13 protein-coding genes and 1 pseudogene are annotated in these 15155 nt (G+C 72.3%); 7 read left to right on the forward strand and 7 right to left on the reverse strand.

Annotated elements, in window-relative coordinates; all coding sequences use genetic code 11:
• Positions 1-47: 47 nt before the first annotated feature.
• Together BM339_RS27800 and BM339_RS27805 are read left to right on the forward strand one after the other, a co-directional pair.
• A pseudogene (locus tag BM339_RS27800) lies at positions 48-794 on the forward strand (ABC transporter permease); the annotation flags it as partial.
• 70 nt (positions 795-864) lie between these two features.
• The gene (locus BM339_RS27805) at positions 865-1752 is read left to right on the forward strand and encodes a glycine betaine ABC transporter substrate-binding protein (RefSeq protein ID WP_021597233.1); all 888 of its coding nucleotides are present in this window, start codon (positions 865-867) and stop codon (positions 1750-1752) included.
• Between the two features lie 77 nt (positions 1753-1829).
• Here BM339_RS27805 and BM339_RS27810 read toward each other — a convergent pair whose 3' ends face one another.
• Positions 1830-2567 (reverse strand): ZIP family metal transporter, encoded by a 738-nt coding sequence (locus BM339_RS27810; RefSeq protein ID WP_075022761.1) that lies wholly within the window; start codon positions 2565-2567, stop codon positions 1830-1832.
• A gap of 92 nt (positions 2568-2659) precedes the next feature.
• Positions 2660-4807 (reverse strand): (Fe-S)-binding protein, encoded by a 2148-nt coding sequence (locus tag BM339_RS27815; protein WP_021597235.1) that lies wholly within the window; start codon positions 4805-4807, stop codon positions 2660-2662.
• A gap of 215 nt (positions 4808-5022) precedes the next feature.
• On the opposite strand from BM339_RS27815, the gene BM339_RS27820 reads away from it, so the two are divergent.
• From BM339_RS27820 to BM339_RS27835, 4 genes are all read left to right on the forward strand, one after another.
• Complete coding sequence (locus BM339_RS27820) at positions 5023-5643, forward strand: TIGR03086 family metal-binding protein (protein WP_021597236.1); 621 nt, start codon at positions 5023-5025, stop codon at positions 5641-5643.
• Between the two features lie 135 nt (positions 5644-5778).
• Entirely contained in the window at positions 5779-6429 is a 651-nt protein-coding gene (locus BM339_RS27825) for a DUF1326 domain-containing protein (protein ID WP_021597237.1), read from the forward strand.
• A complete protein-coding gene (locus BM339_RS27830; protein ID WP_075022762.1) occupies positions 6426-7262 on the forward strand; it encodes a DUF2182 domain-containing protein in 837 nt (278 codons plus the stop codon). The genes BM339_RS27825 and BM339_RS27830 overlap by 4 nt, the downstream gene beginning before the upstream one ends.
• A 54-nt stretch (positions 7263-7316) precedes the next feature.
• On the forward strand, positions 7317-8882 hold the full coding sequence (locus tag BM339_RS27835; protein ID WP_143118623.1) for a 3-hydroxyacyl-CoA dehydrogenase: 1566 nt from the start codon (positions 7317-7319) through the stop codon (positions 8880-8882).
• Here the strand turns inward: BM339_RS27835 and BM339_RS27840 are convergent.
• Positions 8872-10362, reverse strand: a complete 1491-nt coding sequence (locus BM339_RS27840) for an MFS transporter (RefSeq protein ID WP_075022763.1) — start codon at positions 10360-10362, stop codon at positions 8872-8874. The two genes, BM339_RS27835 and BM339_RS27840, sit on opposite strands and share 11 nt — an antisense overlap.
• 125 nt (positions 10363-10487) lie before the next feature.
• On the opposite strand from BM339_RS27840, the gene BM339_RS27845 reads away from it, so the two are divergent.
• Positions 10488-11189, forward strand: coding sequence for a TetR/AcrR family transcriptional regulator (locus BM339_RS27845; protein WP_021600008.1), 702 nt, complete (start codon positions 10488-10490; stop codon positions 11187-11189).
• 132 nt (positions 11190-11321) lie between these two features.
• Here the strand turns inward: BM339_RS27845 and BM339_RS27850 are convergent, their stop codons facing one another.
• The 4 genes from BM339_RS27850 to BM339_RS27865 all read right to left on the reverse strand — a co-directional run bounded on the left by BM339_RS27850 (position 11322) and on the right by BM339_RS27865 (position 15115).
• Positions 11322-12542, reverse strand: coding sequence for a CU044_5270 family protein (locus BM339_RS27850; RefSeq protein WP_075022764.1), 1221 nt, complete (start codon positions 12540-12542; stop codon positions 11322-11324).
• Entirely contained in the window at positions 12539-13144 is a 606-nt protein-coding gene (locus BM339_RS27855; protein WP_075022765.1) for an RNA polymerase sigma factor, read from the reverse strand. Before BM339_RS27855 ends, BM339_RS27850 begins: the two co-directional genes overlap by 4 nt.
• 170 nt (positions 13145-13314) lie before the next feature.
• Positions 13315-14511, reverse strand: a complete 1197-nt coding sequence (locus BM339_RS27860; protein ID WP_075022766.1) for a CU044_5270 family protein — start codon at positions 14509-14511, stop codon at positions 13315-13317.
• A complete protein-coding gene (locus BM339_RS27865; protein ID WP_075022767.1) occupies positions 14504-15115 on the reverse strand; it encodes an RNA polymerase sigma factor in 612 nt (203 codons plus the stop codon). Before BM339_RS27865 ends, BM339_RS27860 begins: the two co-directional genes overlap by 8 nt.
• Positions 15116-15155: the final 40 nt, after the last annotated feature.

The raw sequence follows: 15155 nt of genomic DNA on the forward strand, positions 1-15155 counted from the left end.
ACTCGTCGGTCGAGGTGCTGACGGACGTCCTGACGGTCCTGCCGCCGCTGGCGCTGACGCTGGTGCTGGCTCTGCTCGCGCTCGTGGTCAGCGGCTGGAAGCTGGGCGTCTTCACGGTCCTCGGGTTCGCGCTGATCGACAGCATGGAGCTGTGGGAGTCCGCGATGGACTCGCTGGCGCTGGTTCTGGTGTCGGCGGTGGTGGCGACCGTCCTGTCGATACCGATCGGCATCGCGGCGGCGCGCAGCGACATGGTGAGCCGGGTCGTGCGGCCGATCCTCGACTTCATGCAGACGATGCCGGCGTTCGTGTACCTGATCCCGGCGATCTTCTTCTTCAGCATCGGCGCGGTGCCCGGCGTGGTGGCGACGGTGATCTTCGCGATGCCGCCGGGGGTGCGGCTGACCGAGCTCGGCATCCGCGGCGTCGACCCGGAGATGGTCGAGGCGGGCGAGGCGTTCGGGACGCCGCCGAACCGGATCCTGACCCGGATCCAGATCCCGCTCGCGATGCCGTCGATCATGGCGGGCGTCAACCAGCTGATCATGCTGTCGCTGTCCATGGTGGTCATCGCGGGCATGGTCGGCGCGGGCGGCCTCGGCGGCGAGGTGCTGGAGGGCATCAACCGGGTCGACGTCGCCAAGGGCTTCGAGGGCGGCATCGCCGTCGTCGTGCTGGCCATCTACCTGGACCGGCTGACCGGTTCGCTCGGCGGCGGCGCCGGCGCCGGCCTGCTGCGCGCACTGTTCTCCCGCGGTACCCCGGCCGTCGTGGGCACCGCAGGCGCCGACTAGCCGCGGCCCCGGCCGGTTCGACGCCTTCCCCCGTTCCCCCCACACCATGCAAGCCGACGAAAGGATGGGCATGCGCTTCAAGTTCAAGGGCCTCACGGTCGCGGCGCTGACGCTCACGCTGGGCCTGAGCGCCGCCGCGTGCGGCGACTCCGACTCCGGTGGGGGTGAGAGCGACAAGAACATCACCATCGGCATGGTCTCGGGCTGGGCCGAGGGTGAGGCCGCGACGGCGCTGTGGAAGCGGCTCCTGACCGACAAGGGCTACAAGGTCGAGGTCAAGACCCTCGACACCGGGCCGCTGTACGCGGGCATGTCGAAGGGCGACGTCGACCTGTTCGTGGACTCCTGGCTCCCCGGCACCCACGAGGACTACTGGAAGCAGTACGGCGACAAGCTGGAGAAGATCGGCGCCTGGTACGACTCGGCCCCGCTGACGATCGCGGTGCCGAACTACTCGCCGCTCCAGTCGCTGGAGGACCTCAAGGGCAAGGGCGGCCAGTACGACGGCAAGATCGTCGGCATCGAGAAGAGCTCGGGCCTGTACCGGGTGTCGCAGGAGGAGATGCTCCCCGCGTACGGCCTGAAGGACGAGTACACGGTGACGACGTCCTCGACGGCGGCGATGCTGACCGAGCTGAAGAAGGCGATCGACGGCAAGAAGGACATCGTCGTCACGCTGTGGCGCCCGCACTGGGCGTACACGAAGTACCCGATCCGCGACCTGAAGGACCCGAAGGGCGCGATGGGCAAGCCGGACGGCATCTACACGGTCGCCCGCGAGGACTTCGGCAAGGACCAGCCGGAGGTCACCGCCTGGCTGAAGAAGTTCCGGATGGACGACAAGCAGCTGGGCTCGCTTGAGGACCTGATGGAGAACAAGTTCAAGGGCAAGCCCGACCAGGCCGTCGACGAGTGGCTGAAGACGAACCAGAGCTACGCCACGTCGCTGACGGGCTGACCGCCCGCGCTCGGAAGAGGGCCGTCCGGCATCGCCGGGCGGCCCTCCGCGCTTTTATCCCGCGAGGCCGACCGTGCTCATCCGGCGAGGCCCACCGTGCACAGGACGGCGAGCAGCCCGAGCCCGGTGGCGCACAGCGTCATGATCCGCGGGTGGACGCTGTGCGCCTCGGGCAGGATCTCGGCCGCCGCCAGGTACAGCAGGACGCCCGCGAAGAGCCCGAGGTAGGGGCCGAGGACCGCGTCCGGTACGGACGCGAGCGTGCCGAGCGCGGCCCCGGCCACGGGGGCGGCGGCGTCGGCGAGGAGCAGCAGGACGGCGGGCCGCCGGTCGGTGCGGTGCAGCGAGGCGGCGGTGAAGGTGTTGAAGCCGTCCGTGAAGTCGTGGGTGACGACGGCGAGCGCCACGAAGACGCCGACGTCGGTCCCGGACTGGAAGCCGAGGCCGATGCTGAGGCCGTCCACCAGGCTGTGGGCGACGAGCGCGGACGCGGCGACGAGCCCGCCGGAGCCGGCGCCGTGCGCGTGGACGTGCGGGGCGTACTCGTCCTCGTGAGCGCGGTGGATGGCGACGGCCTGCTCGACCACGTGCAGCAGGACGAACCCGGCCGCGAAGCCGATCATGGGGGCGGGGACGCCGAGCGGGCGGTGCCGGGTCAGCTCCAGCGACTCGGGGATCAGGTCGAACGCGACGACGCCGAGCATGAGGCCGCCCGCGAGGCCGAGGACGAGGTGCCGGTGGTCGCGGATCCGCATCGCCGCCAGCCCTCCGGCGAGCGTCATCACGAACGCGAGGAGGGACGCGAGCACGGCCATTTCCAGGTCTTACCAGTTCATCGGCCACCGCAACCCACGAAAACGGCCCCGCCCCCCAGAGGAAAGCGGGAGCGGGGCCGTCCGGGACGCGCCTACTCGGCGGCGACGGGCTCCTTCTCGGGAGCGGTGCCCTCGCCCTTGATGGAGCGGATCAGGAGCTGGGAGACGTCGACGACCTCCAGCGACTCCTTGGCGTCGCCCGAGTTCTTCTTCTCGTTGATGGCGTCGCCCAGCATCACCAGGCAGAACGGGCAGGCGGTGGAGACGGTGTCGGGGTCGGTCTCCAGGGCCTCGTCCACGCGCTCGGTGTTGATGCGCTTGCCGATGCGCTCCTCCATCCACATCCGGGCGCCGCCGGCGCCGCAGCAGAAACCGCGGTCCTTGTGCCGGTGCATCTCCTGGGTCTTGACGCCGGGGACGGTCGCCATGATGTCGCGCGGCTGCTTGTAGACCTTGTTGTGGCGTCCGAGGAAGCAGGGGTCGTGGTAGGTGATGTTCTCCTCGATCGGCGTGACCGGGGTGAGCCTGCCCTCCTCGACCAGGTGCGCGAGCAGCTGGGTGTGGTGGACGACCTCGTAGTTCCCGCCGATCTGCGGGTACTCGTTGGCCAGGGTGTTGAAGCAGTGCGGGCAGGTCGCGACGATCTTCTTGACGCCCGCGTCGTTGAGGGTCTCGACGTTCTGCTGGCCGAGCATCTGGAAGACGAACTCCATGCCGAGCCGCCGGGCCGGGTCGCCGGTGCAGGCCTCCATCGGGCCGAGGACGGCGAACTTGACGCCCGCGATGTGCAGCAGCTCGGCGACGGCCTTGGTGGTCTTCTTGGCGCGGTCCTCCAGGGCGCCGGCGCAGCCGACCCAGAACAGGTACTCGGTGTCCTCGGCGACCTTGTCGTCGACGACGTCGACCTCGAAGTCCAGCTCCTCGACCCATTCGAGGCGCTTCATCTCGGACATCCCCCACGGGTTGCCCTTGTTCTCCAGGTTCTTCAGCATGACGCCGGCCTCGGACGGGAACGAGGACTCGATCATGACCTGGAAGCGGCGCATGTCCAGGATGTGGTCGATGTGCTCGATGTCGACCGGGCACTGCTCGACGCAGGCGCCGCAGTTGGTGCAGGACCACAGGACGTCCGGGTGGATGACGCCGTCGTCGGCGACGAGCTCCTTGTCGACCTGCATGGCGAGCTTCTGCTCGTCGGTGAACTTCTCCCGCTGGTCCTCCGACGCGGTGAAGTACGGCGCCTTGGCGAGGGCGTGGTCGCGCAGTTCGAGCACGAGCATCTTCGGCGACAGCGGCTTGCCGGTGTTCCAGGCGGGGCACTGCGACTGGCAGCGGCCGCACTCGGTGCAGGTCGCCATGTCGAGGAGGCCCTTCCAGGTGAAGTCCTCGATCTTGCCGCGGCCGAAGACGTCCTCGTCGGGGTCGGCCTCCTCGAAGTCGAGCGGCTTGCCGTCCGACATCATCGGCTGCGCCGGGCCGAGGCCGTCCGGGCTGCGCTTGAACATGACGTTCAGCGGGGCCAGGAAGATGTGCAGGTGCTTGGAGTGGACGACGAAGACCAGGAAGATCAGCGCGACCGCGATGTGCAGCAGCAGGCCGATGGACTCCAGGACCTCCAGCGTGTCGTGGCTCATGCCCTCGAAGAGCCGCCCGACGAGGTAGGAGAAGTAGGCGCCCTTGCCGTAGGGGAGGTTGCCGCTGGCCCACTCGACGCCGCGGAAGAAGAACAGCGTCCAGATCACGTTGAAGATCATGAAGAGCGTGATCCACGCGCCGGACAGGTGGGAGCCCTTGAACCGCGACCTGCGGTCGAGCCGCTTCGGCGAGTTCTTGATCCGGATGGCGGTGAACACCGCGAGCCCCGCGGTGCAGGCGAGCGCGATCGTGTCCTGGACGAAGCCGATCGGCGGCCAGGTCTGCAGGCCCGGGATCTTGGCGTCCAGCCCGAACAGCAGCGCGACGCCCGCCTCCAGGTAGACGGTGATCAGCAGGATGAACGCCCACATGACCGCGAAGTGCGCGCTGCCGGCGAGCGTCCATTTCAGCAGCTTGCGCTGGCCCAGCACCTCGACCGCCTGTCCCTCGACGGCCTTGGCGGGCTCACGCCTGACCTGCAGCGTCCGTTCCGGGTCGGGCTGACCGCTCTTGGCGATGGCGTAGAGGAACAGCACCCGCCGGCCGGCGAGCGCCAAAGCGACCGCCGTTCCGGCGAGCCCAATGACCAACGTGATCCAGAACACTGTTCCGTCCTCCTGGGGTACGGGCGATGGCTGTCAGCGTAGGGCTCGCCACGAACCGCTCGTCATCCGGGGCCCGAATACTACTCGGTAGTAGCTTAGGCGTCACATCCGCTGGTCAGACTACCGATGAGTTTTCGGCCCTTCACGTGTCATATCACCGGATGGGACGCGGCAGCCTCGTCCCGTCCAGCGGTATGCCGAAACGGAGGACTCCCATGACCCCGATGCCCGATCTCGCGCCCGCCACGCGCCGGATGGCCGCCCTGCTCGCGGGCGTCCGCGACTTCCAGCTAGACCAGCCGACCCCCTGCGCGGACACCTCGCTCGGCGCCCTCATCGACCATGTGAACGGGCTGACGCTCGCCTTCACCTGGGCGGCGAAGAAGGACTACCCGGAAGGGGGTACGCAGCCGCCGTCCACGGACCGGCCCGGGATCGACGATGAGGCGCCGCTGCTGCCGCCGGACTGGCGCACCCGCATGCCCGAGCAGCTCGACGCGCTCGCCGACGCCTGGCGCGACCCGGCCGCGTGGGAGGGCATGACCCATGCGGGCGGCATCGACCTGCCGGGGGCGGACGCCGGCAACGTCGCCATGAACGAGCTGGTCGTCCACGGCTGGGACATCGCCCGCGCCAGCGGCCAGCCCTACGAGGTGAGCGCGGAGGAGATCGAGTCCTGCCTGGCCTTCGTCGCCCCGTCCGTCGAGCAGAGCGGGGGCAAGGGCGTCCCCGGCCTGTTCGGTCCCGCCGTCGACGTCCCCGAGGACGCGCCCGCCCTCGACCGCCTCATCGCCATGACCGGCCGCGACCCCTCCTGGACGGCCGAGCGGAACTGACCGGGCGGCGGTTCCGGCACGGCAGGTTTTACCCGCGCCCGCTGGCTCCTGATCTGCTGTTCTGTGACGATTGTCGGAGTGGTTGCCGTGTGCCGGCATCTCCAGACGCGGCGGGGAGCGCGATCGGGGGAAGCCATGACCGAGACCGGCGCGACACCTCGCTGGCATGCCGCCGGCGACTGGTTCGACGTCTGCAAGTGCGCCGTCCCGTGCCCGTGCACCTATGCGCAGCCTCCTACCTACGGTGACTGCGACGGTGTGCTGGCATGGCACATCCGCGAAGGGAGGTACGGAGACGTCTCTCTCGACGGCCTCAACGTCCTGATGCTCGGCTCGTTCGTGGGGAACGTGTGGGGCGAGCACTCCGACGCCTACGCGGCCGTCTTCCTGGACGAGCGCGCCGACGATTCCCAGCGCGAGGCGCTCGGGAAGATCTTCGGCGGTGAGGCCGGAGGGTGGCCCGCCCAGCTGGTGGGGATGCTCGCTCCCGAGGTGCGGGGGATCGAGTTCTCGCCCGTCACGATCTCGGTCGACGACGACCTCGCCACCTGGAGCGCGGAGGTCCCCGGCCGGGTCGTGGCGAGGGCCGAGGCGCTGACGGGCCCCACGACGCCCGAGGGGGCACGGGTGCAGACCCTCAACCCGCCCGGTTCCGAGACGGGGCCCGGACAGGTCGCCACCTGGGGCAGGGCGCTCGCCGACCAGGCCGACGCCTACGGCTTCAGCTGGGACTGGGCGGGCCGCTCCAGCAAGCACATCCCGTTCGACTGGAGCGGACCGGAGTGAGGGCTCCGCCGGTCCCGGTGCCCCGGCGGCGGACCGGCGCCCGGCCCGCGACGCACGAGCTCGTGTTCGTCGGGGTCCTCGTCGCCCTCGCCGCGGTCGCGTGGCTGGCGGTCCACCGCCTGGCCACGCCGGACATGCGCGCCGGGCTGCTGACCGGCGCCGCCCGTCCCGGAGGCTCCGGCGGGATGGACGCCATGCCGATGGACCATTCCATGAGCGCGGGGCTGTTCCTCGGCATCTGGCTCGTGATGATGGCGGCGATGATGCTCCCGGCGGTGACACCGGTGATCGTGCGGATCGACCGGCTCGTGCGGCGCCGGGACGGGCGGGGCATGACGGCGTACATGCTGGCGGCCGGGTACCTGCTCGTGTGGGCGGCCGCCGGAGCGGCCGCGTACGGCCTGTACCTGGCCTTCCAGTCGGCCGCCACGGCGGGCGATGCCGTGACCGCCGTGCGCGCGGGCGCCGTCGTGCTGGTGTTCGCGGGCGTCTACCAGCTCTCGCCCCTGAAGCGGGCGTGCCTGCGGCTGTGCCGCTCGCCGCTCGCCGTCGTCGTCCGGCACGGGGAGCGGATCACGGCGGGCCCGTCGGGCGCGCTGCTCGTCGGCGTCCACCACGGGGCCTTCTGCCTGGGATGCTGCTGGGCGCTGATGGCCGTCCTGCTCGCCGCGGGGATGATGAGCCTGGTCTGGATGGGGGTCGTCGCCGCGGTCATCCTCGTGGAGAAGGTCTGGCGGTACGGGGAACGGGTCAGCGGACCGCTGGGCGCCGTGATGATCGCCTTCGGACTCGTCCTGCTGGTCTCCCCCGGCCTCTCGCCCACGCTGACCTAGTACCGCGGCGGATCCGGGAGGGCGGGTCCGCCCTCCCGGGCGGTGGAGGGTTGAATGCGGGGGAGGCGGACGAGCGAGGAGGCGACGGTGGAGCAGTGGGCGCGGCGGGCGACGACGGTCCGGGTGATCGGCACCGGGGCGATGGGGCGCGGGATCGCGCAGCTCGCCGCGGCGGGCGGGCTGACGGTGGAACTGGCCGACCTCCGGATGGACGCCGTGGTCGCCGCGGCCGAGTACATCGGCGGCATGTTCGACAAGCTCGTCTCCAAGGGGCGGATGACGGCGGCTGAGGCGGAGGCGGCCAAGGCGAGGCTCCGGCCGGTCGGTGAGCCGCTCACCCCGTTCCAGGACTGCGATCTGGTCGTGGAGGCGGTGCGGGAGGACATCGACACCAAGCGGGAACTGTTCTCGTCCTTGGAGAAGGTCTGCCCGGCGCGGACGATCCTCGTCACCAACACCAGTTCGCTGCCGGTGACGGCCATCGCCGCCGCGCTGGAGGATCCGTCCAGGGTGGCAGGGCTGCACTTCTTCAACCCGGTGCCGCTGATGCGCCTCGTGGAGGTGGTTCCCGGGGCGCGCACGGCGGAGTGGATCCCGGGCGCTCTCGCCGACCTCGTCCGGCGTCTCGGGCACGAGCCGGTGCTCGCGCCGGACGCGCCCGGCTTCCTGGTCAACCACGCCGGGCGCGGCCTGGTGACGGAGGCCCTGCAGATCCTCTCCGAGGGCGCCGCCGAGCCCGCGGACGTCGACCGGGTCGCGCGGGACGTCCTCGGTCTGAAGATGGGGCCCTGCGAACTGCTCGACCTCACGGGGATGGACGTGTCGCACCCCGTGATGGAGTCCATCTGGACGGGGTTCTACACGGAGCCGCGGTTCCGTCCGTCCAGGCTCGGACGTGCGCGGCTTGAAGCGGGCCTCTACGGACGCAAGACGGGCGAGGGCTTCTACAAGTACGTGGACGGTGCCAAGCAGGAGCCGCCGGAGGTCACGGTGCCGGCGGTGGACCCGCGCCCCGTGTGGGTCCACGGCGATGTGCGTGAGGAACTTGGTGCGCTGCTGTCCACAGCGGATATAGAGGTCGAGACGGGGGACGAGCCCTCCGACCGCGCCGTCGTGCTGGTCGCCCCGTTCGGGCAGAGCACGGTGGCCGCCGCCGAAGGCCTCCCTCTTGAGCGCACCCTGGGCGTTGACCCGTTCGGGGGTTTCTTCACCCGCCTGACCGCGATGGTGCATCCGGGTCTCGACCGGGACGCGGGCCGTGCGGGTCTCGCCGCCCTCTCGGCCACCGGACGGGACGTCACCGTCGTGCGGGACGCCCCCGCCCCCGTGGCGCAGCGGCTCCTCGCGTCGATCGTGAACGTGGCGTGCGGCATCGCCGAGCAGCGGCTCGCCCGCCCGCAGGACATCGACACCGGGGTCCGGCTCGGCCTCGGCTACCCGCGCGGCCCGCTGGAGTGGGCCGACGACGCGGGCGCGGACCGCGTCCTCGCGATCCTGCGCGGCCTGCACGCCTCCACCGGCGACCCGCGCTACCGGCCGAGCGCCTGGCTGACCGAACGGGTGGCGCTCGGCCTCCCCCTCACCGAGGCCGGCACCGCCCCGTCCGACCTCACGTCCTGACGGGCTCCGGCACGTCCGCGGCGGCCGGGCGGGCGACGCCGCGCATGACGAACGCCGCGAAGACGGCGGCGGCCAGCATCACCCCGGCCGCCGCCAGCGAGCCCGCGGCGACCGCGTCGGCGAAGGCGTCCTGCGCGGCCCGCGCGAGGCCGGGGTCGCCGGTCGCCAGCGCGGCGCCGAGCGAGTCGCGGGCGGGGCCGGACACGCCGTCCGGCAGGCCCGCGGCGTAGCCGGCGGAGACGACGCTGCCGAGGACGGCGACGCCGAGGGCGCTGCCGAGTTCCTGCCCGGCGTCGTTCACGGCGGAGCTCACCCCGGCCTCCTCGGGCGGCACGGCCGCCATCAGCGTGCTGTAGGCGGCCGGGGTGCCGATCCCGGCGCCGAGACCGAGGACGACCAGCCCGGCGGCGAGCACGGCGTACCCGTCGTGCGGGTCGGTCAGGCCGAGCGCCGCGAGCCCGGCCGCGAGGACGGCGAACCCGGTGACCAGGGCGGGACGGGCGCCGTACCGCGACTCCAGCGAGGCGCCGAGGCCGTTGCCGGCGCTCGCCGAGACGGCGACGGGCAGCAGCGCCAGCCCGGCCTTCAGCGGCCCGTAGCCGAGCACGAGCTGGAGCAGCTGGGTCAGCGCGAACATCACCCCGGCCAGGGCGAACCCGAACATCGCGATCATGGTGGCGGCGCCGGAGAACGCGCGGCGGCGCAGCAGGCCGAGGTCGAGCATCGGCTCGGGGTTGCGGTGCTGCCAGAGGACGAACAGGGCGAGGGCGGCGGCGCCGGCCGCGGCCACGCCGAGCGTGCGGAGGCCCGTCCAGCCGTGCTGGGGACTGGAGATGATCGCCCAGACCAGCGCCGACATCCCGGCCGTGGACAGGACGGCGCCGAGCACGTCCGGGCGGCGGCGCGGCCCGCGGGACTCGGGGACGAGCACCAGCAGGCCGATGACGGCGGCGGCGGTGATCGGCACGTTGACCAGGAAGGCCGAGCCCCACCAGAAGTGCTCCAGCAGGAACCCGCCGAGCGTCGGCCCGGCGGCGAGTCCGACCATGGACGTCGCGCCCCAGATGGCGAACGCCTTCGCGCGCTCGTCGGGGCCGAACACCTGGGCCATGATCGACAGCGTCCCGGGCATGAGGAGCGCGCCGCCGAGACCCATCAGCGCGCGCATCGCGACGAGCCGCGCGGGATCCGCGGCGAAGGCGGCGAGCAGCGAGCCGGCGCCGAACAGGGCGAAGCCGATCAGCATCGCGCGGCGGCGGCCGTAGCGGTCGCCGAGGCCGCCGGCCGTGATCAGCAGCCCGGCGAAGACCAGCGAGTAGGCGTCGATCACCCACTGGACGTCGGACGTGGTGGCGTCCAGGTCCTTCAGCAGGGACGGGATCGCCACGTTCAGGATCGTGTTGTCGACCATGACGACGAAGAGGCTGAGGCACAGCACGCCGAGGATCCGCCAGCGGCGGGGATCGGGGGCATGGCTCATCGGAGCATCCTTTCTCGTACAGCGTTCGAGATGGCTCGCACACTGTACGACTCCACTTGTACACTGTTCAAGTGCCGGTACTCTGTACGAGACGAGGGCGAGGGACGACGGCGAGGGAGCACGCGATGGCGGAGAAGGCACCGGCGTCGGTCTGGACGCGGCCCGCGCGGGCCCGGCGCGAGCAGCCGGCGCTGAGCCGCGACCAGATCGTCGACGCCGCCCTCGGCCTGCTCGACGCCGAAGGGCTGGACGGGCTCAGCATGCGCCGCCTCGGCACCCGGCTGAACTCCGGCGCCACCTCGGTGTACTGGCACGTCGCGAACAAGGACGAGCTGCTCGAACTCGCGCTCGACCGCGTCATGGCCGAGGTGGAGGTGCCCGCCGGGGACGGCTGGCGCGCCGCCGCGGCCGGGTACGCCCGCAGCCTCCGCGCGATGATCCACCGGCATCCGTGGACGGTCACCCTCTTCGGCAGCCGCCCGATGATCGGCCCGAACGCCACCCGCGTCCTGGACGAGGTGCTGGCCGTGTTCGGCGCCGCCGGGTTCGCCGGCTTCGACCTGGAGTACGCCTGGTCCGCCGTGGTCGACTACGTCATCGGCGCCGCCGGCAGCGAGGTGAGCTGGCAGCGCGACCAGCCCGGCACGTCCGCCGCGGAGTGGGTCGAGAGCCTCGGCCCCTACCTGGGCGGGCTGGACGCCGAACGTCCCGGGCTCGCCGCCCATATCCGCGAGATCTGGATGAAGGAGACCGGCGACGTCCTGGAAGGCCGGTTCGCGTTCGGGCTCGCGTGCGTCCTGGACGGCCTGGAGGCACGGCGCCCCTGACGCCGTGCACGGGCGATGCCCCCCGCCCGGACGGTGGGCGGAGGGCATCGTGTGGGGGCGGCAGTCGCCGTGGCTTTCGCCAAGGGATAACGGCAGCGCTCACCACCCCCGGTTCGGGAGAGTTCGGAGGCGTCAGAAGGGCAGTTCCGCGGGAGGCTTCGGCTTGGTGTCGGTCCAGCCCTCCGAGCGGGTCGCCACGTAGTTGATGATGAAGCCGGGCTTCATCTCCGAGTACCGGCCGCCGGGCTGGGTCAGCGTGTCCTGGACGGCCAGCAGCCCCCCGGTCCGCGGATCGAACACGATCACCTGGCGGTGGCGGTAGGTTCCCCGCTCGGCCTTCGGCCCGCCCCACTCGCCGTCGATGGTCGCGGTGCGCTCGCCCGAGGCCAGCGCGACGCCGCGGCGGCCCAGCGGGTCGGCGACGGTGCCGATCGCCTGGACGCCCGGCCGCGCGGCCAGCGCCCGCATCAGCGCCGCCCGCACCTTCGGCGTCACCGGGGTGTTGCTGAGGATCGACGCGGTCCGCCAGATGTCGGACGCCTGCGCGGCCTCGGCCTTCAGCCTCGGGTTGCGCTTCCCGCCCGAGGGGTCCGCCCCGAAGCGCGCCTCCCCGTTGCCCAGCAGGATGTCGGTGAGCCTGGCCGGATCGGCCGGCAGGTTCTGCCACTCCTCGATCGACTTGCCGAGGAACTCGCCGCCGCCCTCGGGGAAGACGCCGACCTCCGGGCCGTTCGACCGCCACGGCGTCGCCTTGGCCTTGTAGGTGTAGTAGTGGTCGTTCGACCAGACCCGGAAGCTCGACGGCGACCCGGCGCGCTTCCACGCGGCCTCGTCCTGCGGGGTGAGCGGCCGGGCGGGCAGGTCGCGGTCGTAGTACGCCTCGCCGGTCCCCTTCTTCACGCCCGCCCAGTGGAACGACTCGCTCGCCGCGCCGACGATCGCGTACGTGCCGGTCTTCGCCCGGACGATGTACGACTGCCCGTCGATGCTGTCGGTGTGCCAGTACTTGCCGGTCGGCGCCAGCTCCGCCTTGGCCGCCGCCGCGAGCACCGCCTTCCGGTTCAGGTCGACGGTCCCCGGCGTCCCCGGCGAACCGGGCGAACCGGGCGAACCCTGGCCCGTGAGGGCGATGGCGACGGCCGCCGCCGCGCCCACCGCGACCAGCCCGGCGCCCAGCTTCACCGGCCACCCGAACCGCCGCCGCGGCCGGGACGTCCGAACGTGCCCGCCGCCCGGCGCCATCGCGTCCTCCAGCATGGCCAGCGCCTTCGCCGTGACCTCCTGCGACGGGGGCGGAGGCTCCTGCAGCAGGGCCCGGACCTGGTCCATCACGTTCTTCTCTTTCTCGTTCACGCGGGCGACTCCTCAACCATCAGCGCGCGGTGCGTCCCGCCGAGCGACTCCCTCAACCGGCGCCGGGCCCGGTGCAGCCGGGAGGCGACCGTGCCCGTCTTCAGGCCGAGCGCTTGCCCGACCTCCTCGTACGACAGGTCGGCGAGCGCGACCAGCAGCAGCACGTCCCGGTCCCCGCGCGGGAGCCCGGCCAGCGCGTCCGCGAGCTCGGCCCCGGCGCCGCCGGCGGTGACGCGCGCCGTGACGAGCTCCTCGTGGCCGTCCTCGAAGTGATCGGCGGGAGTGCGGGCGAGCGCCCGGAAGCGGCGGCCCTCCGCGCGGCGGTGCAGCCCGATCAGCCGGGTCGCGATGCCGTACAGCCAGGGCCGGACGCTCCCGCGCGCCGGGTCGAAGCGCCCGCGCTTGCGGAACGCGGCGAGGAACGTCTCGGCCGCGATGTCGTCGGCCGCGTCCACGCCGAGCCGCCGGGCCGCGTACCCGTGGATCGCGGCGAAGTGGCGGTGGAAGATCTCCGTGAACGCGGCGGGGTCGCGCCGCGACCGCACGATCGCCTCCGCGTCCGCCGCGTCCGCGCTCACATCAGGCGGTGGGTGAGGGGCCATAGGGATGATCCTCGCTGTGGGGAAGTGCTCGGTCATACCGTTCTCAACCGAAGCCCGGTATCGCCTTCACGGGCGCACGCCCTCCGCCCGGCGGAGGGCGGGAGGCGTGCGCGGCCCCAGGTCAGAAGGGCGGCAGGGTCAGAAGGGCGGCCGGTCAGAAGGGCGGCCGGTCAGAAGGGCGGCTTGGCCGGAGGCTTCGGCTTGGCGTCCGTCCAGCCCGTGTCCCGGACGAGCCAGTAGTTGATCACGAATCCGGGCTCGCGGTCCCTGTACGCCCCACCGGGCTCGGTCAGCACCAGCTGCTCGGCGAGCAGCTCACCGGTGGCCGGGTCGAAGACGAGCTCCGACCGCGCCTTGTAGGTGCCCTGCTCCTCGGGCGGCGCTCCGTACTCGCCGTCCACCGTCGACGGCCGATCCTCGGCGGCCAGCGCGACGCCCTTCCGCCCGAGCGGGTCGGTCGCCTTGCCCAGCGACCGGATTCCGGGCTGCGCGGCGAGCGCCCGCATCAGCCCCGCGCGCACCTTCGGCGGCAACGGCGTGTTCTCCAGCAGTGCCGCGGTCACGCCGAGCTTCGCGCTCGGAGTGCTCATCCGGTCGAGCGGGCGGACCGCCTTGCGGTCGAGCGGCCGGCCGGCCTTGCGCTCGAACGGGCGGACGCCCTTGCTGTCGCGCGGGGGTTTCGGCGCGTAGAACATCGTGGCCAGCGCCTCGGGATCGGTCGGAAGCCGCTGAATCTCCGCGACGGTCAGCGATCGGCCGGTGCCCTGCACGAAGTACTTGCCGCCGCCCGCCGGGTCGGGATCGTCCACCTCCCATCCGGTCGTCTTCTGGCCGTAGGTGTAGTAGTGGTCGTTCGACCACACCTTGAACTTCGTGGGCGAGCCCGCGCGCCGCCACGCCGCCTCATCCTTCGCCGTCAGCGGTCTGGAGGGCAGGTCTCGGCCGTAGAACGCCTCGCCCCCGCCCTGCTTCGCGGCGGCCCACTGGAACGTCTCGCTGTGCGCGCCGACGATCGCGTAGCTCCCGGTCTTCGGCCGCACCATGTACGACTGGCCCTGGATCTGGTCGGTGTACCAGTACTTGCCGGTCGGCATCAGCTCCGCTTTCGCCGCCGCCGCCAGCACCGCCTGCCTGCCCAGGTCGACCCTGGACGGCGGTGCCCCCGGCGAACCCTGGGCGGTGACCGCGACGGCGACGGCGGCCGCGGCGCCCGCGGCGACGATCCCCAGGCCCAGTCTGGCCGGCCATCCGAAGAGGGTCCGCCGTGCGGGCTTCCCGTCCCACACGGCGCGCGCGTCGGCGATCTCCCGTGCGGTCGGCGGGGCGGGCTCCCCGTACGCCTCGCGGATCGTCCGCAGCTCATCCATGGTCGTCCTCCCCTTCGCGCATCGGGTTCGTGCCGCCGAGTGCCTCGCGCACCTTCTTCCTGGCCCGGCTGAGCCGGGAGCCGACCGTCCCGTACGGGACGTCCAGCGCCGCCGCGACCTCCTCGTGGGTGAGGTCGGCGAGCGCGACGAGCAGGAGCACGTCCCGCTCGCCGGCGGGCAGCGCGGCGATGGCGCCGGCCAGCCGTCCCCGCAGGCCCTCGGCGCTGACCCGGGCGTCCACCCGGTCCGCGTGGCCGCCCTCGTCCGGGACGGGGCCGAGCCGCGCGCGGGCCCGCAGGCCGCGCACCTCGCCGCGCCGGTGCTTGCCGATCAGGTTGGTCGCGATGCCGTACAGCCAGGTCCGCACGTTCGCCCGGGCCGGGTCGTAGCGGTGGCGGCGGCGGAACGCCTCCAGGAACGTCTGGGAGGCGATGTCGGACGCGGCGTCGGGGCCGAGCCGCTTGGCGGCGTACCCGTGGATCTCGGCGAAGTGGGCGTCGAAGACCTCGCCGAACCGTTCGGGGTCGTCCAGGGACGGCCGCGCCGCGGCCGGACCGGTGCCGAGCCGGTCCGGCCGCGCCGCGGCGAGGGGTTTCCCTGTCATGTGGTGCCTTTCCGTCGGGCGGATGGCGGTCACACACGTA

Source organism: Actinomadura madurae (assembly GCF_900115095.1).
In the GTDB taxonomy this organism is placed as follows: domain Bacteria; phylum Actinomycetota; class Actinomycetes; order Streptosporangiales; family Streptosporangiaceae; genus Spirillospora; species Spirillospora madurae.